The 23,417-nt window shown below is 70.7% G+C and carries 21 protein-coding genes; 8 read left to right on the top strand and 13 right to left on the bottom strand.

Annotation, left to right across the window (positions count from 1 at the left end):
• The first annotated feature begins 19 nt into the window (after positions 1–19).
• On the top strand, positions 20–2,617 hold the full coding sequence (gene pepN / locus ACGFNK_RS02650) for an aminopeptidase N (protein ID WP_393411190.1): 2,598 nt from the start codon (positions 20–22) through the stop codon (positions 2,615–2,617).
• Between the two features lie 65 nt (positions 2,618–2,682).
• Here pepN and ACGFNK_RS02655 read toward each other — a convergent pair whose 3' ends face one another.
• Together ACGFNK_RS02655 and ACGFNK_RS02660 are read right to left on the bottom strand one after the other, a co-directional pair.
• The gene (locus ACGFNK_RS02655; RefSeq protein ID WP_393411192.1) at positions 2,683–3,948 is read right to left on the bottom strand and encodes a M14 family zinc carboxypeptidase; all 1,266 of its coding nucleotides are present in this window, start codon (positions 3,946–3,948) and stop codon (positions 2,683–2,685) included.
• Positions 3,949–4,051: 103 nt separating this feature from the next.
• Positions 4,052–5,113: an EamA family transporter gene (locus ACGFNK_RS02660; protein ID WP_393411194.1), complete on the bottom strand. Its 1,062-nt coding sequence runs from the start codon at positions 5,111–5,113 to the stop codon at positions 4,052–4,054.
• 146 nt (positions 5,114–5,259) lie between these two features.
• On the opposite strand from ACGFNK_RS02660, the gene ACGFNK_RS02665 reads away from it, so the two are divergent.
• A complete protein-coding gene (locus tag ACGFNK_RS02665) occupies positions 5,260–5,778 on the top strand; it encodes a MarR family winged helix-turn-helix transcriptional regulator (protein WP_393411196.1) in 519 nt (172 codons plus the stop codon).
• A gap of 198 nt (positions 5,779–5,976) precedes the next feature.
• Here ACGFNK_RS02665 and ACGFNK_RS02670 read toward each other — a convergent pair whose 3' ends face one another.
• The 3 genes from ACGFNK_RS02670 to ACGFNK_RS02680 all read right to left on the bottom strand — a co-directional run bounded on the left by ACGFNK_RS02670 (position 5,977) and on the right by ACGFNK_RS02680 (position 8,962).
• Positions 5,977–6,273 carry a hypothetical protein gene (locus tag ACGFNK_RS02670; RefSeq protein WP_393411198.1) on the bottom strand — a complete coding sequence of 99 codons (297 nt, stop codon included), beginning with the start codon at positions 6,271–6,273 and terminating at the stop codon, positions 5,977–5,979.
• A gap of 269 nt (positions 6,274–6,542) precedes the next feature.
• Entirely contained in the window at positions 6,543–8,678 is a 2,136-nt protein-coding gene (malQ, locus tag ACGFNK_RS02675) for a 4-alpha-glucanotransferase (RefSeq protein WP_393411200.1), read from the bottom strand.
• The gene (locus ACGFNK_RS02680; protein WP_393411202.1) at positions 8,678–8,962 is read right to left on the bottom strand and encodes a hypothetical protein; all 285 of its coding nucleotides are present in this window, start codon (positions 8,960–8,962) and stop codon (positions 8,678–8,680) included. Before ACGFNK_RS02680 ends, malQ begins: the two co-directional genes overlap by 1 nt.
• A 213-nt stretch (positions 8,963–9,175) precedes the next feature.
• Here ACGFNK_RS02680 and ACGFNK_RS02685 point away from each other — a divergent pair, with 213 nt between their 5' ends.
• From ACGFNK_RS02685 to ACGFNK_RS02695, 3 genes are read left to right on the top strand one after another with little or no spacing between them, the layout of a single operon-like run.
• Positions 9,176–9,709, top strand: a complete 534-nt coding sequence (locus ACGFNK_RS02685; RefSeq protein WP_344396772.1) for a PadR family transcriptional regulator — start codon at positions 9,176–9,178, stop codon at positions 9,707–9,709.
• The gene (locus ACGFNK_RS02690) at positions 9,706–10,404 is read left to right on the top strand and encodes an ABC transporter ATP-binding protein (protein WP_393411204.1); all 699 of its coding nucleotides are present in this window, start codon (positions 9,706–9,708) and stop codon (positions 10,402–10,404) included. Before ACGFNK_RS02685 ends, ACGFNK_RS02690 begins: the two co-directional genes overlap by 4 nt.
• Positions 10,401–11,768, top strand: a complete 1,368-nt coding sequence (locus ACGFNK_RS02695; RefSeq protein ID WP_393411206.1) for an FtsX-like permease family protein — start codon at positions 10,401–10,403, stop codon at positions 11,766–11,768. The genes ACGFNK_RS02690 and ACGFNK_RS02695 overlap by 4 nt, the downstream gene beginning before the upstream one ends.
• Positions 11,769–11,917: 149 nt before the next feature.
• Here the strand turns inward: ACGFNK_RS02695 and ACGFNK_RS02700 are convergent, their stop codons facing one another.
• On the bottom strand, positions 11,918–12,454 hold the full coding sequence (locus ACGFNK_RS02700; protein ID WP_328771555.1) for an HNH endonuclease: 537 nt from the start codon (positions 12,452–12,454) through the stop codon (positions 11,918–11,920).
• A 289-nt stretch (positions 12,455–12,743) separates the two neighbouring features.
• Here ACGFNK_RS02700 and ACGFNK_RS02705 point away from each other — a divergent pair, with 289 nt between their 5' ends.
• The gene (locus ACGFNK_RS02705) at positions 12,744–13,835 is read left to right on the top strand and encodes a mechanosensitive ion channel family protein (RefSeq protein WP_393411208.1); all 1,092 of its coding nucleotides are present in this window, start codon (positions 12,744–12,746) and stop codon (positions 13,833–13,835) included.
• Between the two features lie 208 nt (positions 13,836–14,043).
• A complete protein-coding gene (locus ACGFNK_RS02710) occupies positions 14,044–14,664 on the top strand; it encodes a Uma2 family endonuclease (protein ID WP_393411210.1) in 621 nt (206 codons plus the stop codon).
• A 12-nt stretch (positions 14,665–14,676) separates the two neighbouring features.
• Here ACGFNK_RS02710 and ACGFNK_RS02715 read toward each other — a convergent pair whose 3' ends face one another.
• A complete protein-coding gene (locus ACGFNK_RS02715; RefSeq protein WP_393411212.1) occupies positions 14,677–15,552 on the bottom strand; it encodes an NAD(P)H-binding protein in 876 nt (291 codons plus the stop codon).
• Positions 15,553–15,638: 86 nt separating this feature from the next.
• On the opposite strand from ACGFNK_RS02715, the gene ACGFNK_RS02720 reads away from it, so the two are divergent.
• On the top strand, positions 15,639–16,061 hold the full coding sequence (locus tag ACGFNK_RS02720) for a winged helix-turn-helix transcriptional regulator (protein WP_386352962.1): 423 nt from the start codon (positions 15,639–15,641) through the stop codon (positions 16,059–16,061).
• Between the two features lie 73 nt (positions 16,062–16,134).
• On the opposite strand, the gene ACGFNK_RS02725 is transcribed toward ACGFNK_RS02720, so the two are convergent.
• From ACGFNK_RS02725 to wecB, 6 genes are all read right to left on the bottom strand, one after another.
• A complete protein-coding gene (locus ACGFNK_RS02725; RefSeq protein WP_393411214.1) occupies positions 16,135–16,416 on the bottom strand; it encodes a hypothetical protein in 282 nt (93 codons plus the stop codon).
• Positions 16,417–16,824: 408 nt separating this feature from the next.
• Entirely contained in the window at positions 16,825–17,472 is a 648-nt protein-coding gene (locus ACGFNK_RS02730; RefSeq protein WP_393411219.1) for an FkbM family methyltransferase, read from the bottom strand.
• Between the two features lie 124 nt (positions 17,473–17,596).
• The gene (locus ACGFNK_RS02735; RefSeq protein ID WP_393411221.1) at positions 17,597–19,813 is read right to left on the bottom strand and encodes a glycosyltransferase family 4 protein; all 2,217 of its coding nucleotides are present in this window, start codon (positions 19,811–19,813) and stop codon (positions 17,597–17,599) included.
• Positions 19,810–21,627, bottom strand: a complete 1,818-nt coding sequence (locus ACGFNK_RS02740) for a hypothetical protein (RefSeq protein ID WP_393411223.1) — start codon at positions 21,625–21,627, stop codon at positions 19,810–19,812. The genes ACGFNK_RS02735 and ACGFNK_RS02740 overlap by 4 nt, the downstream gene beginning before the upstream one ends.
• Positions 21,627–22,328 carry a class I SAM-dependent methyltransferase gene (locus ACGFNK_RS02745; RefSeq protein ID WP_393411225.1) on the bottom strand — a complete coding sequence of 234 codons (702 nt, stop codon included), beginning with the start codon at positions 22,326–22,328 and terminating at the stop codon, positions 21,627–21,629. The genes ACGFNK_RS02740 and ACGFNK_RS02745 overlap by 1 nt, the downstream gene beginning before the upstream one ends.
• Positions 22,321–23,409: a non-hydrolyzing UDP-N-acetylglucosamine 2-epimerase gene (gene wecB / locus ACGFNK_RS02750; RefSeq protein ID WP_393411227.1), complete on the bottom strand. Its 1,089-nt coding sequence runs from the start codon at positions 23,407–23,409 to the stop codon at positions 22,321–22,323. Before wecB ends, ACGFNK_RS02745 begins: the two co-directional genes overlap by 8 nt.
• Positions 23,410–23,417: the final 8 nt, after the last annotated feature.

The raw sequence follows: 23,417 nt of genomic DNA on the forward strand, positions 1-23,417 counted from the left end.
GCACCGAGGAGATGACCGCGTGCCTGGCACAAACCTGACCCGTGAAGAGGCGCAGCAGCGGGCGAAGCTGCTCACCGTTGACTCGTACGAGATCGATCTCGACCTCTCCGGCGCGCAGGAGGGAGGCACCTTCCGGTCCGTGACGACGGTGCGCTTCGACGTCGCCGAGACCGGTACGGAGTCCTTCATCGATCTGGTGGCTCCGACCGTCCACGAGGTCACCCTCAATGGGGACTCACTTGATCCCGACGAGGTGTTCAAGGACTCCAGGATCGCCCTGCCGGGGCTGCTGGACGGTCGCAACATCCTGCGGGTCGTCGCCGACTGCGCGTACACCAACACCGGTGAGGGGCTGCACCGGTTCGTCGACCCCGTCGACCAACAGGCCTACCTCTACACCCAGTTCGAGGTCCCGGACGCCCGTCGCGTGTTCGCGTCCTTCGAGCAGCCCGACCTGAAGGCCACCTTCCAGTTCACCGTGAAGGCCCCCACCGGCTGGACCGTCATCTCCAACTCGCCGACGCCCGAGCCCAAGGACGACACCTGGGTCTTCGATCCGACGCCGAGGATCTCCACGTACATCACCGCGCTCGTCGTCGGCCCGTACCACAGCGTGCACAGCGTGTACGAGAAGGACGGGCAGACCGTCCCGCTCGGTATCTACTGCCGCCCCTCCCTCGCCGAGTACCTGGACTCGGATGCGATCTTCGAGGTCACGCGGCAGGGCTTCGAGTGGTTCCAGGAGAAGTTCGACTACGCGTACCCGTTCAAGAAGTACGACCAGCTCTTCGTGCCGGAGTTCAACGCGGGCGCGATGGAGAACGCGGGCGCGGTCACCCTCCGCGACCAGTACGTCTTCCGGTCGAAGGTGACGGACGCGGCGTACGAGATGCGCGCCTCGACGATCCTGCACGAGCTGGCGCACATGTGGTTCGGCGACCTCGTGACCATGGAGTGGTGGAACGACCTGTGGCTGAACGAGTCGTTCGCCACCTACGCCGAGGCCGCCTGCCAGGCGTACTCCCCCAACAGCCGGTGGCCGCACTCGTGGACCACCTTCGCGAACCAGATGAAGACCTGGGCGTACCGCCAGGACCAGCTCCCGTCCACGCACCCGATCATGGCCGAGATCCGCGACCTGGACGACGTCCTCGTCAACTTCGACGGCATCACGTACGCGAAGGGCGCGAGCGTACTGAAGCAGCTCGTCGCGTACGTCGGCATGGACGAGTTCTTCCGGGGCGTGCAGGCGTACTTCAAGGCGCACGCGTACGGGAACACGCGGCTGTCCGACCTCCTCGGCGCGCTGGAGGAGACCAGCGGGCGTGACCTGAAGAACTGGTCGGAGAAATGGCTCCAGACCGCCGGCATCAACATCCTCCGTCCCGAGATCGAGACCGACGCGAACGGCGTCATCACCTCCTTCGCCATCCGCCAGGAGGCCCCGGCCCTGCCCGCCGGCGCCAAGGGTGAGCCGACGCTGCGCCCGCACCGCATCGCGATCGGCCTCTACGACCTGGACAGTTCGGAAGGCGCCGGCGGCAAGCTGCTGCGCGACCCCGAGGGCGGCCGCGTCGAGCTGGACGTCGACGGTGAGCTGACCGCCGTACCCGAGCTGGTGGGCAGGCGTCGCCCCGACGTCGTACTCCTCAACGACGACGACCTCTCGTACGCGAAGGTCCGCCTCGACGAGCAGTCGCTGGCCTTCGTCACGGAGCACCTGGGCGACTTCGAGGCGTCCCTCCCCCGCGCCCTGTGCTGGGCCTCGGCCTGGGACATGACGCGCGACGCGGAACTCGCCACCCGCGACTACCTCTCGCTCGTGCTGTCCGGCATCGGCAAGGAGTCCGACATCGGCGTCGTGCAGTCGCTGCACCGCCAGGTGAAGCTGGCGATCGAGCTGTACGCGGACCCGGCCTGGCGCGAGACCGGCCTGACCCGCTGGACCGTGGCCTCGCTGGAGCACCTGCGCGCGGCCGAGCCCGGCAGCGACCACCAGCTGGCCTGGGCGCGCGCCTTCGCGGCGACGGCCCGTACGCCGGAACAGCTGGACTTCCTGGAGGGGCTGCTCAGCGGCAGCGAGACCATCGAGGGGCTGGCCGTGGACACCGAGCTGCGCTGGACTTTCGTGCACCGGCTCGCCGCGGCGGGCCGGTTCGACGAGGCGGAGATCACCGCCGAGTACGAGCGGGACAAGACGGCCGCGGGTGAGCGCCACGCGGCGACCGCACGGGCCGCCCGTCCGGCCGAGGCGGCGAAGGCGGAGGCCTGGGCCTCGGTCGTCGAGTCCGACAAGCTGCCGAACGCCGTACAGGAAGCGGTGATCAGCGGCTTCGTCCAGACCGACCAGCGCGACCTGCTCGCCCCGTACACGGAGAAGTTCTTCGCGGCGGTCAAGGACGTCTGGGAGTCCCGCTCCCACGAGATGGCCCAGCAGATCGCGGTCGGCCTCTACCCGTCCGTACAGGTCTCCCAGGACACCCTGGACAAGACGGACGCGTGGCTCGCCTCCGCCGAGCCCAACGCGGCGCTGCGCCGGCTGGTCTCGGAGTCCCGCTCGGGCGTGGAGCGCGCACTGAAGGCCCAGGCCGCGGACGCGGCTTCCGCACAGGAGTAGTCCGTACGCGGTTGGGGGCGCCCGGTGTCGTACCGGGCGCCCCTTTCATGTGTCCAGGCCCCTCTTCACGTGTCCAGGAGCTGCTGGGCCAGCCGGAGCATGGTGCGGGTGTGCAGCGCGGTCTGGCGGTGGACCGGTACCCAGCGGGCGTCGAAGTTGGCGTCCAGCTCGCGGCTCCAGTCGCTCACCAGGGCATCGAGGGCCTCGATGGCGGCCGTACCCGTCGCCGCCTCACCGAAGGCGCCCCTCATCATCGCCGCCGCGCGCAGCGGGATGCGGCGGGCCGCGATGCCGAGGGAGACGGAGTTGCCGACGGTGGTGGCGAGTTCGGCGTCGCCGAGGCCCCGGGCGTCGTGCGTGGTCCAGGTGTCGACCACGCCGGGGCCGATGTCCATGAGCTCGCGGGCGGCCGTGTAGAACGGCAGCCGGGTCGGATCCCGGGGCGGCCGGTCGGCCAACGTGCCGAGTACTTCCTCCAGTTGCTTGGAACGGCTGAGCAGGATCTCCGAGGCACGGTCGATCTCCCGTCCGGGGTCGGCGACGCGGCTCGGGTCGCTCACGGCCGCCACGCTCCACAGGGGTGCCTCGACGACGGCCGACACGGTGCCGTGCCGCATCGCGTAGGTCCAGGTGGAACGGGAGGTGTAGCCGGACGGGTCGCGTTCGTCGGCCGGGCCGCCGTCGGGCCGGACGAGCACGCCGGGACTGTCGACGAACCAGCCCATGCCGTCGAACGGCCGGTACTCCAGGGGGATTTTGAGCTCCGCCGCCACAGCGCGGAAGGCGTCCGGCGCGCCGGGCACAGGACGGGTGAGTTGCAGGAACGATCCGCCTGCTTCGACGCCGTGCAGCGAGAACTGCACGACGGGACGCAGCTCGTCGAGGAGCCGGGTGAGCGCTCGGGACTCCGGCAGTGGCGGACGCGGATCGGCCTTGACGGGCGGGAACTCCGGCTGTCCGGCGAAGGCGGGCCGGTAGAAGCCCCTGTAGTACTCCTCCAGCGTGGGCCGCTCGGCGAACCGGCGCTCGGCGAGGGCGGCACCGTCGGGATCCAGGCACAGCAGGAAGTGCCAGGTGCAGCCCCACTCTTCGAGGACACGCGGGTCGCGTACGAACTCCTCGGCCAGGGCCAGCGCGGACACCCCGCCGACGGGCTCGTTGGCATGCGCCCCGGCCACGGTGAGCACCTGCCGCTCACCCCGCCCGAACGACAGCACCCAGAGCGGCCGTCCGGCCCGCGACTCCCCGGCGCTCCGCAGCCGCACCACCCCGGGACGGGCCACCACCATCGCCCGCGCCGCGCGCGTCAGCTCGTCGACAGTGAGGATCACGCCCCCAACTCCTCACTTCCGCACGGATGTCGAGCGTTCATGACGGCCGATGGGGTCCGGTGGACCACCGCCTCGTCAAGGCTCGATGTGCCGCGTCAGGGAGTCAAGGGCGCGGTCCTGGGGAGCGGAGGGGGCTTTGGGGCGGCTGCGGCGGAAGTGCCGGGGTTCGTGTCGGCACCGAGGCAGGCCGATCCTGCCGTCCGGGCGTCCGCGCCGAGACAGACCGCACCGTCCTCCCGCCCGCCGCCACCGCCGGGGAAACTCCGGCCCGCTCGCGGAGCTTCGTACGCGGCCCTAGCTGTCCCACCACCGTCGCCGCGAACGCCAGCGCCATGCCCGCCAGTTGTACGGGGCCGAGCGACTGACCGAGCGCGACCCAGCCGACGACGGCCGCGGTCAGCGGGGAGAGCGGGCCGAGGAAGGTGACCCGGGTGGCGGCGAGGCGGCCGATGCCGCGGAACCAGAGCCAGTACGCCACCGCCGTGTTGGCCAGCGCGAGATACAGGTAGCCGCCGATCGCCCGGCCGTCGAGCGCGGGCGGCGCCCCCTCGACGAGCAACGCGAGCGGAGCGATCAGCAGGCCGCCCGCGGTCAACTGCCAGCCGGTGAGCGCCAACGGGCCCACGCCCTCCGGCCGCCCCCACCTCTTGGTGAGCACCGTCCCGGCGGACATCGACGCGGTCGCCGCGAGCGCCGCCGCGACCCCGATGACGTCCAGCGCACCCGTCGCCTTGAGCACGACGAGGCTGACGCCGAGGGCCGCCGCGATGCCGGTGAGGAGCGTACGGACGGTCGGGCGCTCGCCGAGCAGCAGCGCCGCGAGGCCCGCGACGAACAGCGGGCCGACGGAGCCGACGACCGCCGCCAGACCGCCGGGCAGGCGGTACGCGGAGAGGAAGAGCAGCGGGAAGAAGGCGCCGATGTTCAACGCGCCCAGGGCCGCCGCCTTCCACCACCACACGCCGCTGGGCAGCTTGCGGGCGACGGCGAGCAGGACAAGCCCGGCGGGCAGGGCCCGCACCAGGCCGGTGAACAGGGGGCGGTCGGCCGGCAGGAACTCCGTGGTGACGGCGTAGGTGGTGCCCCAGGAGATGGGAGCCAGGGCGGTGAGAGCGATGGTGAGGGGGGCGGCGAGCGTGGTGGGGCGAGCGGTGGGGCGGTTCATGACCGGCTCCAGGGGGCGGCGGGCAGCGTGGGTGGCGGGGCGGGCAGGGCCGACTGAGTAGCTTGGCCCTAAGTAGCTTAGCTCCAAGCTACTTTCCGTCAAGCTACTTTCTTGCGAGTGACCGAGCCGGCGCGGATACTCGCCCCATGAGCAGCACGCCCAAGACCCCCCGGGATGCCGTCGACGCGATCATCGACCAGTGGGCCGTCGTACGGCCCGATCTGGACACCGCCGCGATGGAGGTGTTCGGCCGCGTCTACCGGCTCTCGCGGACCATGAGCGACCGGATGGACAAGGCGTACGCCCGGTTCGGGGTCTCGCGCGGCGAGTTCGACGTACTCGCCACGCTCCGGCGGTCCGGCGCCCCGTACACCCTCTCGCCCCGCCGGCTCTCGGAGACGCTGATGCTGACCACCGGCGGGATGACCGGGCGGCTCGACAAGCTGGAGCGGGCCGGCCTCCTCCGCCGGTCTCCCGACCCGCACGACCGCCGGGCCCTCCAGGTCACGCTCACGAACAAGGGGCTGGCGATGATCGACGACGCGGTCGAGGCCGGGCTCGCCCTCCAGACGGAGGCGCTGTCGGCGCTCGACGACGAACAGGCCGGCCAACTGGCCGACCTGTTGCGTCAGTTGCTCGCGGGCACGGTCACCCCACAGCCGTAGCCGGCGCCTCCTCGATCAGCACCCCGCGTCCGCCGGCTTCGCCGCCCGGGCCGCGTATCCGTCGGGGCGGACCAGCAGCGTCGTACGCCGGTCGCTGGTGAGAACACGTCGAGGGCGCCGCCCTCGCCCACGTACCGCGAAACCTGCGTACGTGTACGAGGACAGCGCCCTCAACAGAAAACTCGGAGAGGACCGAGGTCAGGAGGCCTGCACCTGGTCCTCGCCCTGCATCCTGCCCTGCGCCTTGCCCCCGGGCTTCAGCTTCGGCTGCCGGTCCGTCGACCTGTCCAGGACCATCACCAGGCCGGCGATGACCGCGAACAGCGCGATCGGCGCCACGACGTACAGGCCCAGCGTCTCGATGACGCTCAGGCCCGGGCCGGGGTCGTCACCGTCGTCGGGGATCAGCGCGAGGGCGGGGGACGACATGAGCAGCATCATCAGCGTCGTGCCGGCGGCCAGGGTGCCGGCTCGCAGAGCGTTCTTCTTGTCCACGGGCCCACGGTAGCTAACGGCTCCCTCGTGCGCTCGCCCGGGGTGCGTTTACCTGGGGCTGCGCCCACACCCCGCTGCCTCCGCCGGGTGGGGCGCCTGTGGGTGGGCGGGGGTTCTCTTCCCCAAGCCCGCCCCTTCCCGAAACTGGGGGCTGCGCCCCAGGCCCCCGCCAGGGGGTGGGAGTGACAGTCGTGTCGCGGCTGCGGGTGCGTCGTGGCTTGTCGCGCAGTTCCCCGCGCCCTCTTTGGGGCGCTCCCCGGACCCCGCTCTTACGCAGCGCCCGGCGCTCTCCCCCGCACCACATCCAGCAACGCGTGCAGCCTGGGTGAAGCCGCCAGCTCCTCCAGCGTCATCGGGTGGCCCTCCGCGTCCGCGATCGGCAGGCGCCAGTTCGGGTACTGGTTCCAGGTGCCGGGGACGTTCTGGGGGCGGCGGTCGCCGACCGTGTCGGGGAGCCAGATGCCGATCATGCGGGCGGGGGTACGGAGCAGGAAGCGGTGGACGGCCTGGATCTCTGCCTCCTCCGAGACTGCGGCTCCGCCGCCCAGGCCGTCGAGGAGGCCCAGGCGGGCCAGCAGAGTCAGCCACTCCCCTGCATCCGCGGAGGCCTCGGCGCGTTCCTCCTCCAGGGGGCGGGTCAACAGGCCCAGACGGTCGCGGAGCTCGACGTGGTCACCGGTGAGGCGGGCCGCGGTGGGCGGCAGGTCGTGGGTGGTGGCGGTGGCGAGGCAGTCGGTGCGCCAGCGTTCGGGCGGCAGGGGCTGTCCGTCGCCCTCCCAGTCCCGCTCGAACCACAGCACGGACGTGCCGAGCACGCCGCGCTCGTGCAGCGAGTCGCGGACGCCCGGTTCGACAGTGCCGAGGTCTTCGCCGATCACCAGCGCTCCGGCGCGCCAGGCCTCCAGCACGAGGATCGCGAGCATGGCTTCGGCGTCGTAACGGACGTACGTCCCTTCCGTCGGCGCCTCGCCCTGCGGGATCCACCAGAGCCGGAACAGGCCCATGACGTGGTCGATGCGCAGCGCGCCCGCGTACCGGAACAGGGCGCGCAGGAGGCGGCGGTAGGGGGCGTAGCCGGAGTCGGCAAGCCGGTCGGGGCGCCAGGGGGGCAGGCTCCAGTCCTGGCCCCGGGCGTTGAAGGCGTCGGGGGGCGCGCCGACGGTCATGCCCGCCGCGAAGTACTCCTGTTGCGCCCAGGCGTCGGCGCCGCCTGGATGCACGCCGACCGCGAGATCGTGCACCAGTCCGACGGGCATGCCCGCATCGCGCGCGCTGCGCTGGGCGGTGGCGAGCTGGCTGTCGGTGAGCCAGACGAGACGGCTGTGGAAGTCGACGCGGTCCATCAACTCGCCGCGGGCGCGGACGGTTTCGGGCGAGCGGGGATCGCGCAGGCAGGCCGGCCAGGAGTGCCAGTCGGAGCCGTATCTCTCCGCGAGCGCGCACCAGGTGGCGTGGTCCTCCAGGGCTTCGCCCTCCTCGGCGAGGAAGTCGCAGTAGGCCGCGCGTCGTCCGGGCCCGAGGGGCACGTCGTGTACCAGCTCCAGGGCTTCGCGCTTGAGTTCCCATACGGCGTCGCGGTCGATCAACGCACCTTTGTGGAGCACCGATTCACGCAGCCGGTCGGCCCGCTCCAGCAGCGTACGAACGCGGTCGCGGTCCTCGACGTACGCGAATTCCGGGATGTCCTCGACCCGCAGGTGCACCGGGTCGGGGAAGCGGCGTGAGGAGGGGCGGTACGGGGAGGGGTCGGTGGGCTCGCCGGGCACGGCCACGTGCAGGGGGTTGACCTGCACGAATCCGGCGCCGAGCGCCCGCCCCGCCCAGGCGGTCAGTTCGGCGAGGTCCCCGAGGTCGCCCATGCCCCAGGAACGCCGGGAAAGGAGGGAGTAGAGCTGGACGAGCAGTCCGTACGTACGTCCCGGAGGCGCCGGCAGCCGGGACGGGGCGACCACCAGGTGGGCTCGGGCGGTGCGGCCGTCGGGGGCGGTGGCCGTCAACTCGTGCACGCCGTACGGGAGTTGTTCGGCGGAGGAGCGAGTCTCGCCCTGTTCGGTGCGGATCCGCAGGCGGGTGCCCGCGGGCAGTGCGGTGAGAGCGGCAGGCAGCGGACCGCTCGGGCGCCCGGCCCGGGCGGTCGGCGCGGGGTCGTCCGCCGCGGGTTCCCGGTCGCCGCTCACGACGGCGGCTCCGCTCCAGCACACCACGGTCGGCGGCAGCAGCCGCTCCCGCAGCTCCGTCTCGCGGACCGCGAGCGACCTCTCGACGGCCTCCGGAGTCCGGGCGTCGACGCCCAGCGCGCCGAGCGCGGCGGTCACCGCGGCCTCCGAGGCGGGCACCGTACGGTCCGAAGACGGGCTGTAGGAGGTGGCGACGCCGTGCAGCGCGGCGAGCCGGGACAGCGGCATCAGACCCCCGGGAAGTCCAGGCCGGCGGCGGCACCCGTGGAGGTGGGCTCGCTCGTCAGGGGGGCGGCGTCGGCGAGGGGCGGCTCGCTGGTGAGGGGTGCGGCATCGGGCAGCGGCGGCTCACTGGTCAGCGGGGCCTCGGCGCAGGAGCCCTCGGCGCTGAACACGCAAAGGTGCAGGTCGGGGTCGGCGGGCAGGCCCGCCAGGCGTTTGGAGGGGTCCTCCAGGCGGTCTTCCGAGCGTTTGGAAAGGTTCGAGAGCAGAAGCGGTGCCGATGCGGCCACGAGGGCCTCCTTGGAGAAGTCGATGGTGCGGGGTCAGGGGCCCCATACCCAGCGGGCGCGGACACAGACGTAAACGAGTGGGCAACGTGTTGGTGTTCACATTCTCTCCCGGATCCGGGGTTACTACCGAGGATCTTTTTGTCGGGCCGCGCCGCGGGAGGATTTCCTACCTACTACTCACTCAGTACATATACCGGGTACATACTGGCCCCCATGAGCACCCGCCACATCCTGCTGGGGCTGCTCGCCGGTGGGCCGAGCCATGGCTACGACCTCAAGCGACGGCACGACGAGCGTTTCCCGCAAGCCCGTCCGCTGGCCTACGGGCAGGTCTACACGACCCTGCAACGTCTGGTGCGCGACGGTCTCGCCGAGGTCGACGGCACCGATTCCGCCGGCGGCCCGGAGCGGACGCGGTACCGGTCGACCGGCGAAGGGGAGCGTGAGCTGGCCAAGTGGACGGGCGAGATCACGCCGCCCGCACCCTTCGTGACGAACGAGATCTTCGCCAAGGTCGTCTGCGCGATCCTCGCCTCCACGGACCCGGACGACTATCTGCGCGCCCAGCGCGCCGCGCACATGGAGCGGATGCGGCAGCTCACGGCGGTCAAGACCGCCCAGGGCGCCGATCTCGCGACGGTCCTCTCGGCCGACTACGCCCTGTCCCATCTAGACGCCGACCTGCGCTGGATGAACACCACCGCCGCCCGGCTCACCACTCTGACCGCGGAGGTCGACGCAGCATGAGCAACGAAGTGCCGCTCCTGGCCGCCCGCGCCCTCGCCAAGGCGCACGGCACAACGAAGGCGCTGCGCGGCGCCTCGATCGAGCTGGGCGCGGGCGAGATCCTCGCCGTCACCGGCACCAGCGGCAGCGGAAAGTCCACGCTTCTGCACTGCTTGGCCGGGATCGTCCGCCCCGACGAGGGCTCGGTGGTCTACGCAGGGCAGCGCCTGGACCAGCTGCCGGACAAGCGGCTCACCGAGCTGCGGCGCACGGAGTTCGGGGTGGTGTTCCAGTTCGGGCAGCTCATCCCGGAGTTGACCGCGCTCGACAACGTGGCGCTGCCTCTGCTGCTCGCGGGAGCGGGGCGGGCCGAGGCGCACCAGCGGGCGGACGAATGGATGGAACGGTTCGGCGTACGCGGCCAGGAGGAGCTGCGGCCGGGCGAGATGAGCGGTGGCCAGGCCCAACGGGTGTCGATGGCACGGGCGTTGGTGACCGGCCCGAAGGTCGTCTTCGCCGACGAGCCGACCGGCGCGCTCGACTCCCTGGCGAGTGAGCAGGTGATGACGGCGATGGTGCACACCGTCCGGGAGGCGGGCACGACGGTGCTGCTCATCACGCACGACCACCAGGTCGCGGCGTACGCGGACCGTGAGGTGCGGCTGAAGGACGGCGTCGTCCTTGAGGACTCGGTGGACCTGGAGGTGGCCCAGTGAGGGCGCCGGTGAAGGCCTCGGTGATGGAGGATCTCCGGCTTGCCTGGCAGCTGACGCGGGGTTCCGACCGACGCGAGTGGTTGCGGGTACTGCTGACGGCGGTGGGAGCGGCGCTCGCCACCGGCTTCGGGCTCGCGGCGCTCGCGATCGGCGCGGTGCGCGGGGAAGTGCACTTCCCGTATCTCAATGGCCTGCTGGATGAGCCGGGGATACGTCCCGGGGTGGTCGTCGCGCTGCTGCTCCTGCTGGTGCCGGTGCTCGGGTTCCTTGCGCAGTGTGCGCGGATCGGCGCCGTGCACCGGGACCGGCGGCTGGCCTCGCTGCGCCTGGTCGGGGCGACGGCCCCGCAGGTGCGGCGTATCGCGGCTCTGGAGGCGGGCCTCGCTTGCCTGCTGGGCTCGGCTCTCGCCGCGGCGGTCGCCGTACCGCTTCTGCTGCTCCTGTGGGATCGGCCACCGCTGTGGCTCTGGGCCGGCTTCGCCCTGGTGACGCCGGCCGTGCCGGTCGTCGCCGCGCTGGTGAGCGTTCTGGCGCTGCGCCGGGTGGTGGCCTCGCCGCTGGGGTGGGTGCGCCGGGTGCGGCCGGAGCGCGGCGGGAGCGCCCTGCTCACGCTGGGGGCGCCCGCGCTACTTGTGGGCGCGGCGGCCGCACTGGTCCTGAAGGGCGGCCAGCGGTCGAGCGAGGCCGCGTTCCCGCTGTCGGTGGTCGGCGCGGTGACGCTGACCGCGGTGGGCTCGGTCGCCATCGCCGGCGCCACGGCGAAGATCACCGGCCGGTGGCTCGCCGCGCGGACCGGGAACCCTGCGGTGCTGATCGCGGCCGAGCGGCTGCGCGCCGACCCCTGGGCCGCCGCGCGCACCCACGCCGCCGTACTCCTGGTGACCATCGTGGGCGTGAGCTTCCTGGGCGTACGGCAGATGCTGGTCGACGACCTGAACGGACCGGGTTACAGCCGCTCCCCCGAGGAGTTGGCCTTCTACAACACCGGCATCAACCTCGCGGGCGCCGCCGTCCTGGTCGCGCTGGCCATCACCCTGAGCGGTCTCGCCGTCGGCGCCGCCGAGTCGCTGGCCACCCGGCGCCGGGGCCTGGCCGCGCAGGCCGCCGCCGGGGTGCCGCGGGCGGTGCTCGGCCGGGCGCTGCTCCTGGAGACGGCGCTGCCGCTGGCCCCGGCGATGCTGCTCGCGGGTCTCGGCGGTACGGCGGTGTATCTCGCGTACGGGATTGCGGTGGGAGTCTCCCTCCCGCTGCTGCTGCCGCTGCTGTTCCCGCTGGCGGTGTACGTGTCCTGCCTGCTCGCCGCTGCCACGGCGCTGCCGCTGCTCAGACGTGTGGCCCAGCCGGGCGAGCTGCGTTACGCGTAGCCCCGCGCCCCCAAACGGGCGCGGGGCTGTGGCATATGCGGCTCCGCCGCGCGGGCGCGACAAGCCACAACGCACCCGCAGCCAACGGCCGACCGCAGTTCCCCCTCCTCAACCAGCGGAGCGCTTACGCAAGACGAAGGCCCGGAGCGTCAGGCAGAGATGCCATCGATCCGGGCCATCGCGTCATCCGCGCCGTACGGCTGCAAGTACGGCAGCCAGCGCGGGTCCCTATGCCCGGTTCCGATGATGCGCCAGGCCAGGCCCGAGGGCGGGGCGGGTTTGTGGCGCAGCCGCCAGCCGATCTCGAAGAGATGACGGTCCGCCTTCACGTGGTTGCAGCGGCGGCAGGACGCCACCACGTTGTCCCAGACGTGCTGACCCCCGCGGGAGCGCGGGATGACGTGGTCGACGCTGGTTGCGACGCCACCGCAGTACATGCACCGGCCCCCGTCGCGAGCGAACAACGCGCGACGGGTCAGCGGAACGGGCCCCCGGTAAGGGACCCGTACGAACCTCTTCAGCCGGACCACGCTGGGTGCGGGGACAGTAACGGTTGCACTATGCATAAAGGCGCCGGATTCCTCGAGGCAGACAGCCTTGTTCTCGAGAACGAGGACGAGCGCGCGGCGGAGCGGTACGACGCCGAGCGGCTCGTACGACGCGTTGAGGACCAGGACATGCGGCACGGATGCCTCCTTGTACGCCGGCGGCGCGTGGCTCGCGCCGGGACGATCTGTAGTCAGTCTCCCCTCATGCCTGGTGGAAGCGCCACCATGTCCCGGTAACGGGCTGGGAGTGTTTTCGACCACACCGTTTTTACGTCCCCGTGTTCATTCCCAGGTGAGCACAGTCTCTCCCTCGGACATTGCGCCGATCCACACATGGTGCCCCGATAGTGTGTTGAGTCTGCCCGTCCGGTGACCCTCTTGTGACCCCCATGCCGCGGGCAGACCGCTACGCCTGGAGGTACCTGCCGTGTTCTTGTCCGTCCTGTCGATCGCCGAGCCCTCGGACGAACCATCGGCGCCATCGCTCCAGGACGCCCAGGAAAGCGCGACCGAGGCCGCGAGCTGGGTGGAGCAGAACTGGTCGACGTGGCTCAGCATCGGGCTCAGAGTCCTGCTGATCGTCGTGATCGCGGGCGTCCTGAGAGTGATGATCCGGCGTGCCATCACCAAGCTGATAGACCGCATGAACCGCACCGCCCAGGCCGTCGACGGCACCGCGCTGGGCGGCCTCCTCGTCAACGTCGAGCGCCGCCGTCAGCGTTCCCAGGCGATCGGTTCGGTGCTGCGCTCGGTGGCGTCCTTCTTGATCATGGGCACGGCCGGGCTGATGATCCTCGGCACGTTCGAGATCAACCTGGCTCCGCTGCTGGCCTCGGCGGGTGTGGCGGGCGTCGCGATCGGTTTCGGCGCGCGGAACCTGGTGACCGACTTCCTCTCCGGCGTCTTCATGATCCTGGAGGACCAGTACGGCGTGGGCGACACGGTCGACGCGGGCGTCGCCTCCGGCGAGGTCATCGAGGTCGGCCTGCGCGTGACGAAGCTCCGCGGCGACAACGGCGAGATCTGGTACGTCCGCAACGGCGAGGTCAAGCGCATCGGCAACCTCTCCCAGGGCTGGGCCACGGCCGGCGTCGACGTCACGGTCCGCCCCGACGAGGACCTGGACAAGGTCCGCCGCACGCTGCTGGCCGTCGGCGAGGAGATGAGCAAGGACGAGCCCTGGAACGAGCGCCTCTGGGGCCCCGTCGAGGTGCTGGGCCTGGACAGCGTCCTGCTCGATTCGATGGTGGTCCGAGTCTCGGCGAAGACGATGCCCGGAAAGGCCCTGTCCGTGGAGCGCGAGCTGCGCTGGCGCATCAAGAAGGCCTTCGACGCGGCCGGCATCCAGATCGTGGGCGGCCTCCCACTCCAGCCGGAGGGTGAGGCGTCGGCTGCCGACCCGACGGCGGGCATGGCCCCTCCGTCGGCGTACTCGAACACGTCGTCGCCACAGGCCCAGGCAGCGACACCGCTCACGCCTGCACCGGCGGCTTCGGCTTCACCGAACGTCGCGAAGTAGCGGCTTGTAGTTGTACGAGGATGGCGGCGCCCGGAGGTTCTGGGCGCCGCTTCATTGTGTGCGCGGTGGCCGCGGTAAAAGGTTCGGCACTCTCGTTCGAGTGAATGCTCACGGAACGCCAGGTCAGCGGCCGACCGGACACCCCATGCTCCTGCCGGGGCACCCAGCACGGGCGTAGCCTGGCATCGACGTGGCGAGGAGAACAGCGATGAGCGCCGAACCCATCACGGAGCCGGTCATGACTCAGCAGGACCCCATCGATCTGTTGATCGCGATCGAAGAAGCGTCTGTGGCGCCGATTCGACCCGAGTACGTCGAGGGGACGGTCATCGTGCCGCCGCAACCGAACGACAACCACAACGACGGCGTTTTCGAGCTGAGCTACCAGTTCCGCACGGCCGGATTCCGCCTCGTAGGCATCGGCAACGGCTACCGGGCCGCACACAAGGACGGCAGCACGATGTCCCTGCTCATTCCGGACTTCTACATCCGGCGCCGGAAGGCCTCCGAACTCGACGAGTCGTACCGCAAGGCCCACAAGGGCTGGTACCCCATCGACATGATCGCTCTGGTCGGCGAGGTCACGTCAACCAATCACGAGACGGACACCGGCCCGAAACTGCGCACCTACGCCGCCGCCGGCATCCCCGTCTACGTCCTCATCAACCGCAACGCCAACACGGCCCACTGCTACACCGATCCGATCCTCCCCGGCGACGACCCCACCAAGGCGTACTACGACGGCGAGTCCAAGGTCGACCTGGGCGAGCCTCTCCCCCTCCCCGAGCCGTATCCCACCCTGGACACGGCTCCCTTCAGGCTGAGGTAGTCAGTCGGCTGGTCAGGAATCCGGCCATGGCCCGGACCCCGACTCCGAGAGCCCGCTCGTCCGCGCCGAAGTGCTTGCTTCTGGTCTCGTGGCGGTCGCGGCTGCAGCGGCCGTGGCCAGTGCGTCGCGGGCTGGGCGGTCGAGGAGGTCCGTGAGGCCGGGGGCGGTGCCGTCCAGGAAGCCGTGTCGGATGCCAGTGGCGATCGAGGCGAGCATGGGCGACTGGAACGGCAGCAGCCCCGGCGTCTCGTGGAGGAGCCTGCGCCGGTACTCGGCCAGGCTGATGGTGTGGTGCGGGACCCCGAGCCGGTCGGCCACCTGTCGCGCCGTGATCGGGGTGCCGACGAGGTCGTAGACGCGTCCGCTGTGCTGTGTCGGATTCGCCGCAACGATCGCCGCTGCATCGGCGAGATCCTCGCGCGCGACCGCGGCCAGGGCACCGTCCCCGAACGCGGACTCCACGCCACTGCCGGCCCATATCAGGAGACCGCCGAAGAGTTCGGCGTAGAGGCCGTTGCGCAGGATCGTCCACGGCAATCCGCTGGTCCGGACAAGGCGTTCGGTCGCACGGTGCGCGAGCGCGAAACCGAGATGGTCGCCGGCACCGGTCAGGCTTGTGTAGACGACGTGCCGGACGCCATCGCGGACGGCGGCCTCAAGAACCGCCGCGTGCCGCCCGACGACCTGGTCGTCCTCGGCATAACCGGCGGAGATCAGCACCAGGGTCGACACACCGGCGAGATCGAGGCCCCCATGGTCGTCGAAGTCGAGGCGCCGCATCCCCTCGTCCGGCGTGCGGCTGCCGCCCGTCGCGACGGCGCCGCGGGCACGCAGCGCCGCAAGAGTGGCCGAGCCCAGATTCCCGTTCGCTCCGGTCACCAAGATCATGTCAATCGCAGTCTTCCGTCGTGGTTCTCATCGGTAACTACGCTGATCCTTGACCGCACGCCCACGGGCTACAAGAAGGCAGTTTGATGTCACTCACGCACACCGGGGTAACCGCCACCCCCGCCGACCTCGATCCCTGCGGACGCGAGGACCACCCCGACTGCGGCATCCGCGACGTCCTGGACCGCATCGGGGACAAGTGGTCGGTGCTCGTGATCGTCGAACTCGCGGGCGGGCCGCGCCGGTTCCGCGAACTACAGCGCGCCATCGACGGCATCTCCCAACGGATGCTCACCCTCACCGTACGCAGGCTCGAACGCGACGGCCTCGTGCTGCGCACCGTGTACCCGACCGTTCCGGCCCAGGTCGACTACCGCCTGACCGAGACCGGAACCGGCCTGACCCACCTGGTCAAGGCACTCGCCGACTGGTCCCTCGCCCACCGTGCCGCCATCGCCGACGCACGGAGCGCGTACGACCAGACCCACCCCGACCACGACATTCGCTGACGAGAACCGGCAACGCCCCCACCGGACGCACGTCAAGAATGTGCTGCCCCTGTGAGGTAATCTCCTCCGGCCTTCAAGAGCGGCGCTGTACATCCAGGCAGCGCACGTCGTCGGAAGCAATCGCGCCGTACGGTTCGAGGACCGTCTTCGTGCCCGTGGTGCTGCCGGACAGGCACTTGCCGCCCAGGATCCGTAGGTCGACGGTGAACTCCACGGTCTTGCCGGAGCGTTGTGGACCGTCGAGGCGTTCGTCGATGTAGCCGAGGCAGTGCAGGGTCTCCCTGACCTGCTGCGGTGTCGGGTCGGGCGCGGTTTTGAGGGCCTCCGTGATGCGGCGAGCGTGGTTGCCGGACACGCACTTCTCCTCCGGGCTCAACTCCACCTAGCGCGTCGTCCGTGGTGCCAGAGATCCGTACCAGGTCTGGGTCTCCCCTGCCGAAGGCCAACGGCTACCGGCAAGCACAGTCATGATGCATCGCCGCGGGAAGGAACTTCGAATGCTCACCTTGATCGTTCCAGGAACCGCCCGTCAACCCGTCTCCTCATCGGTGACCCAGGGATCCGATGGCTGGTATGGGGTTACCGTGCGCATCGGATCAGGCGAACGCACAATCCGGATCCGCCCCGATGGCTATATGACGGGCTGACCTGTTCGGGAGGACTCAGTCTGGCTGGCCCCGCTGTACGTGCGCCGCTGGACCAGCGAAACGGTCTACCAGTCGGAGGCAGCCTGATGCGACCCCGCGATCTGCTACGACAGGGCCTACGGCGTCCCGCCCGGAGATGGCACGATGAACTCGTAGGTGGGTGAGGCATTGAACACATTTCCTGTGGCCTGGTACCCGTGCGGTTCCAGAACGGAAAGGATCCGGGCCAGTTCTTCTTCCGTGTGCGCCTCCGCGAACACCCGCGGCCGGTGACGCCTCAGCATTTCCTGGGCCCCCGCGAGCGCCTGCGCCTCCATGCCTTCGATGTCGAGCTTGATCACGGCGACGGGCCCTCTCACGAGCGTATCCAGCCGACGCGTCTGGAGCGTGTGGTTAACCCGGTCCAGACGGACGTCTACAGTGCCCTCGCGGTCGGACAGTGCCCAGTGTGAGGTGGTCACTCGGCTCTGTACGTTGTTGAGTTCCAGGTTGCGCTGAAGGCGTTTCATTGCTGCTGAACGCGGTTCGAAGGCATATACCCGGTCAGAAGGGCAGTGCACAGCGAAGAAGACCGTGTGTGTTCCGATGCATGCGCCGACGTCAACGTATGTTCCTGGGATCTGCAACGAGGCAATGTAGTGAAGGAAGGCATGTTCATAGAATTTGCCCTTGAGTAGCGGCCCATACATGGTGCCGGGGCTCTCCAGATCGACGCCCTCGTCGTCGAAGTGGCAGATTTTCCCCGCATACTTGATGTCGATCACAAGTGGTCTCCTCTCATTGTTCAAACCGGTTCGGTCGTCACGCTTCCACGGCACGATCCGCCATGCGTCCCGCCCTTGATGGCGAGTCCCCGGACACCGGACAGCGCTCCGGGAGACTCGGGTATCACCTGGACGCGAGCAGTTCCGCCCAGTCCCGGGCCACCCGCTCCAGCGAGAAGGAATTCCGCACCTGAGTGCGGGCCAACTCTCCGGCCGACTGCCAGTCGTCCGGGCCGAGATCGGCGATTACGTCCGCCATCGCCTCCGGGCTGTCATGGATCCACCGTCGGTCGTAGATCTCGTCCGCACCCGCCCAGGGCAGCAGCGCAGGTACGGCGCGGGAGGCCATACTTTCGGCCGTGGCGAGGTGGAAGCTTTCCAGGTCGCTGGTGGACAGCACATGGCCAATGCGCCTGAGCCAGCTCGGCACGTCCGGTCCGAAGGCGTCGAAGACCACGGCTCCCTCCAGCAGCGGCGAGGTCTGCACGCGGCGCAGCACGGCGTCGTAGTGCGCGCGCTCCTCGGGCTTGTTCCAGATCCACCAGTACTCCCACGGCGGCTTCGACTTGACCGACAGATGCCAGCGCCGATCCTGGGCGCGCAGCTTTTCGAGGACGTCGAGGCCGAGGTCGAGGCGTTTGAGGCTCGGCACGATGCCGATCATGCCGAGGCGGAAGCGGGCCCCGGGCGCCTTGGGGCGGTCGAGCTGAGCGGTGTCGACCCAGTTCGGGATGACCGTGATCTTCGATTCCGGCCAGCCCGTGTGTTCGCGGGTGCTGCGGGCGTACTGCGGGCTGACGCACACCACCCGGTCGACCGCGTCGATGTCGACCTGACGCGGCCATGGGCCGGTCAGTTCGAAGCGGTGCAGCCGTACGACGAGACGGCTGCCGCGTCGCTTGTGGCGGCTGTACCAGACGGCGGCCGGTCCGCACCACTCGACGAACACCACGTCGGCCCAGTCGGCGAGCTCCTTGCTCGCGGCCGGGTCGTGGCGGGCGAGCGCGGGCCAGGCGTCGATGCGTACGTCGAGCCCAGGCAGTGCGCGGAAATGGTCGAGCAGCCGGGTGAGGAACTTCAGGTCATGGCCCGCGACACCGACCCGCAACGGCTGTTGCCGTGCGCCCACGGCAGATGATCCCCCCTTCTCGAGCGAAGTCGAGAGCCTGGAGGAGGACGGGAAGGCGCGGTCGAGGTTCGCGCGCCAGCGGTTCGCCGCGGCCTCCAGGGTGTACCGCTGGGCGGCCTCCCGGCAGCGTTCGGCCGCCAGCCGCCGGGCTCCGGGCTCGTGCACTGCGAGCGCGACGGCGTCGGCGGCGTCGTCGAGCACCGCGTCCCCGGGCACGTACAGCGGATAGTCGCGGCCGAGCAGCGTCTCGTGCGCGGGCATGCGGTTTACGACGACGGGCAGACCGAGTACCCCGAACTCCAGGACTTTGGTGGAGAGTTCGAGGCTGGCGTCGAGGAACGTGTCCCTCCAGCCCAGACCCAGATCGCAGTCGGCGGCGATGCGCATGGCCCCCTCACGGGACTTGCCGCCGTGGTGGTGGACGCCGGGTGCGCGCAGCGCCTGGATCATCTCGGCCTTGAAGTCGGGGCAGGCCCGGTCGTCGTGGATCTTGTCGCCCACCGTGTGGAGTTCTGCACGGATGTTCCGCTCACCGAGCAGCGTCGGCAGACGTGTCATGGGCAAGGTGTTCCAACGCGGCGCGAACTTGCCGGTGTAGACGAGCCGTAGCGGATCGTGCGGCCTGTCGCGCTCCGGCATGGGGAATGCGGGTACGGGCACGGCGGGTGGGCAGAGCACGCTCTTGCCACAGGCCTCCGGCACCCAGGTCTCCAGAAAGCAGCGCAACTCCTCCGTCTGGCACAGGATGTGGCGGCAGGAGCCGGCGATGCGGGCGAGGTCCGCGCGAGCCGTCTCGGTCATCCCGGCGGGCGACTGCGGGATATCGGTGAGATAGGCCCAGATCCGCCCGTCGAAGGCGCCGTCGGCGACCAGGCGCCTGACCACTCTCTGACCGCGCAGCACCAGCAGGTCGCAGCGCTCGTCACCATCCAGCCGGGCGAGCAGCTGCGAGGCCTGCACGGGTGAGAGGGAGGAGCGCGGCCCCTGTTCGGGCACCAGCCGCTTCTCGTAGGGGCGCACCACCGTGACCCCGGGCAGCCCGGCCAGCGGTTCGATCAGTCTCTCGGTGCGGACCGGTGACTTGAGGACGAGCCGGGTCCGGCAACCCGCCAGCGACAGTGCCTGCACCGTCGACTGGGCCCATACGGCGGAGCCGTCGATGATGTTGAGGTCGACGTCGCCGTAGACGAGGGCGTTGAACGTGCGGGTCATGCGATCTCCTTCCCGCGTACGGCGAACAGCCGGTGCCCCTTGCGGAACCAGGTGTCCGCGGAGGTGCCGGCCAAGAACAGGGACCGACGGACGAGGGCGGGCCGCAGGTCCGGTACGAAGGCGTAGTCGTCGTCGGCGGGCGTGTGGCCCACCGCGTCCGCGCCCGAGTACTCCTGGGCGCACATCAGGTCGAGCAACAGGGTGTCCGGGCGGTCCACGGACAGGTCGGTCCAGTCCGCGACCCATGGGGCGGTGGGTTCGCCGGCGTGGACGGCGACGCCCGCGGCGGTGAGTTCGTCGAGCGCGGCACCCGCCGGGTCAGGCACGACCACCTCGGCCGGCCGGTGCACCTGGCGGAGCATCTGGTCGGTGAGCCGGGCGATGTCGCTGTCGTCCCGGGGCGAGGCCAGGACGGCGACGCGTCGCCGGTCCAGCGGGTCGGGGGCCCCGACCAGCCTGGCGAGCCGGGACAGCCGTACGCGGGTGCCGGCGTGGCGGAACGCCTCCCACAGCCCTTCCCTGCCGTCCGCGACCGGGTCCAGCCCGGACAGCCGTACGCCGGTGTCGCCGTCGATGACAGCGTCCCAGGCGAGGTGGGCGAGCCCCGGTGCACCTGACGTCGGGGCGTCCCGCCACAGCACCGACTTCCGTCCCAGGGCCTCTGCCTGGCCTACGAGTTCGGCCAGGCTGCGGTCCAGGTCGGGGGCCAGTCCGGTGCCGGTGAGCGACCACGGACCGATGGCGTCGGAGCAGGCGCTCAGCTGGACGACGAGCGCGTCCGGGTCGGTGCGCTCCACGAGGAGCCGTCCGTCGTGCGGCAGTAGCCGGTTGACGACGGCGTACGCCGCGAAGTCCTCGGCGGTGCTGTCGCCGAGCACCCCCGCGATCACGAGCCGGTCGCGGGGCGCCGAGGAGAAGCCGCGGTGGGCGAGGTGGAGGCGGCCGTCGGGCACGGCGGCATCCGCTTCCCGGGTCTGTGGGACCGCGGCCGGACGGGCCGCCGTTCCGCGCCCGCGTCCACGCCACATGCCGTACAACTCCCGCGGCAGCCGCACCATCCCGCGCCCCGGTGACCGGGCCGCCGCGACCAGTGCCCGTCCGGCCCGCAGCGAAGTCGAGCCGTCCAGCATGGCCACCCGAGCCTCCAGCAGCGCGACCCGGTCCCGGGCGCCACGCAGCGCGGAGTCCAGCTGCGCCTTCTCCCGCGTTACGGCGGCCAGGTGCTCGGCCGTGCCGCCGTCGCGCGCGGCTTCCAGGGCGCGGGCGGTTTCCTCGGCCGTACGCTCCAAATCGAGCGTGCGGGCGCGCAGGGCACGGGAGGCGAAGTCGGCGAGGACGTACTCGCCGACCACGCGCAGCTGCGTGGCGAGGCCGTCGGACGGTACGGGACGGCCGAACCAGTCGTGGAGCGGCAGGAGTTCCTCGGTGCAGGCGAAGACCGCGCCCGCGTGCAGGCGGGTGTAACCGAGGGCGGAGGCGCGCAGCACCTGGCAGCGATGGGTGACCAGGTGGTCGAGCAGCCGGTGGTAGGGCAGTTCGAGGCCGTCATGGCCGAAGAGGATCAAGCCACGGCCGCCGGGGCGCATCCGTTGCAGTACGGCGAGGCAGGCTGCCTCGTCACCGTGCAGCTTGGGGTCGGGACCGTAGGACAGCAGCACCAACTGGCCCGGCCCGATGGGCTGTTCGTGGGTGCTCAGCCTGACACCCGGCGGCAGATGAACATAGCGGTCAAGGCGCAGACCGCCGCCCGCCGTGGCGTCCACGACGGTGGTGACGCCGTCCAGGTGGGGGTGGAGCAGATCGGTCAGGCGCATCAGCGGGTCCTCGTGAAGACGTGGAAGCCGAGTGGGTTCTCGCGGAATCCGTAGGGCTTGAACAAGGTGTGGCGCAGGCCGAGGGGAGCGAGTTCCCTGCGGTAGGCGGCCGTTGGTCGGTGCACGATGTAGTCGCCGAGCGGGGTGCGCTCGTTCCCGTCCTGGTCGGCGACGATCAGACGGCCGGTGACCCGCACGAGGGAGGCGAGATTGCGCAGGCCGGCCGCCCACTGCGCGTCGTCCATGACGTGGAAGAGGACGTCCACGCACAGCACGACGTCGTACAGCCAGGGGCTGCGCCAGTCGGTGAGGGACGATTCGGCGTAGCGCGGGCCGCCGCCCTGGGCGCGGGCGTGCGCGACGGCCGCGGGGCTGGTGTCGAAGGCGTCGACGCGGTGGCCGCAGCGTGCAAGTGCCCGGGAGAAGTGCCCTTTGCCGCAGCCCGCGTCGAGCACGAACAGCGGAGACTGGGTGCTCGACAGATCTCCGATGAGGGTGAGCAGAGCGCCGAGCCGCAGCGCGTAGAAGATCTCGTTGCCGGGGCGGTCGAGGCCGATGTGGCCGCCGGAAGCGAGGTCGTCGCGTTGCCGGTGGCGGGTGTTCCAGTAAGCGCGGGTTCGGTCGTCGGCCGTGGTGGGGGCGCCCGTCGCGGCGCACTCGTCCGGCGTGGTGCGGGTGCCCGTCGCGGTGAGGTCAGCCATGGCTCTCCAGCCACCGCGTCAGCACCCGAGCGATACGAGGGCCGGCCTTCCCGTCCCACAACGGCGGCCCCTCGCCCGACACCGTCGCCGTGCCGGCCAGCACCTTGTCCAGCGCGGGCGCCAACTCCTCGTGCCGCACCAGACGGTTGGTGCCGTGGGTGACAGTGACCGGGCGCTCGGTGGTGCTGCGCAGGGTCAGACACGGGACGCCCAGCACGGTGGTCTCCTCCTGGACTCCGCCCGAGTCGGTGATCACGGCTGCGGCGCCCTGGACCAGGCTCATGAACTCCACGTAACCGAGCGGTTCGAGGAGGTGGATGCCGGGCGCGTCCGAGAGGCCCGCCGCGCGCAGCGTCGCCCCGCTGCGCGGATGGAGTGGTACGGCGAGGTCGAGGTGGGCTGCGGCCTCGGTCAGGGCGCGGGCGGCGGCCCGGGCCGCCTCGGGGTCGTCGACGTTCGCGGGCCGGTGCAGTGTGACCACGCCGTAGCGTTCGGGCAGTCCGTACGCGGCACGGGCGGCGACCGGGTCGAAGCGGTCCAGATGGCCGAGCAGGGTGTCGATCATGGGATTGCCGACGAGGTGGACGCGGGCCGGGTCGACACCCTCCCTGGAGAGGTGGCCGACAGCCTCCGGGCTGGTGGCGAACAGCAAGTCGGCGAGCTGGTCGACCAGACGCCGGTTGACCTCCTCCGGCATCGTCATGTCGAAGCTGCGCAGGCCCGCCTCTACATGGGCGAGAGGGATCGACAGCTTGGCGGCGACGAGGGCGGCGGCCAGCGTGGAGTTGACGTCCCCGTAGACCAGGACGAGTGTCGGCGCACGGGCAGTCAGCTCGGCCTCCAGTGCCACCAGCAGGTCGGCCGTCTGCCGCGCGTGGCTGCCCGAGCCGACGCCGAGGTCGGTGTCCGGTTCGGGCAGGCCGAGTTGGCGGAAGAAGACGTCCGACAGGCGTTCGTCGTAGTGCTGCCCGGTGTGGACGAGGGCCTGGTCGCAGCCAGCCGCGCGCAGCGCGGCGACGACCGGTGCCGCCTTGACGAAGTTCGGCCTGGTGCCGACGACATGGAGTACCTGGCCGTTCATTTCCGTTG

Source organism: Streptomyces sp. NPDC048825 (genome assembly GCF_043198355.1).
Taxonomy (GTDB): Bacteria; Actinomycetota; Actinomycetes; order Streptomycetales; family Streptomycetaceae; genus Streptomyces; species Streptomyces xiangluensis.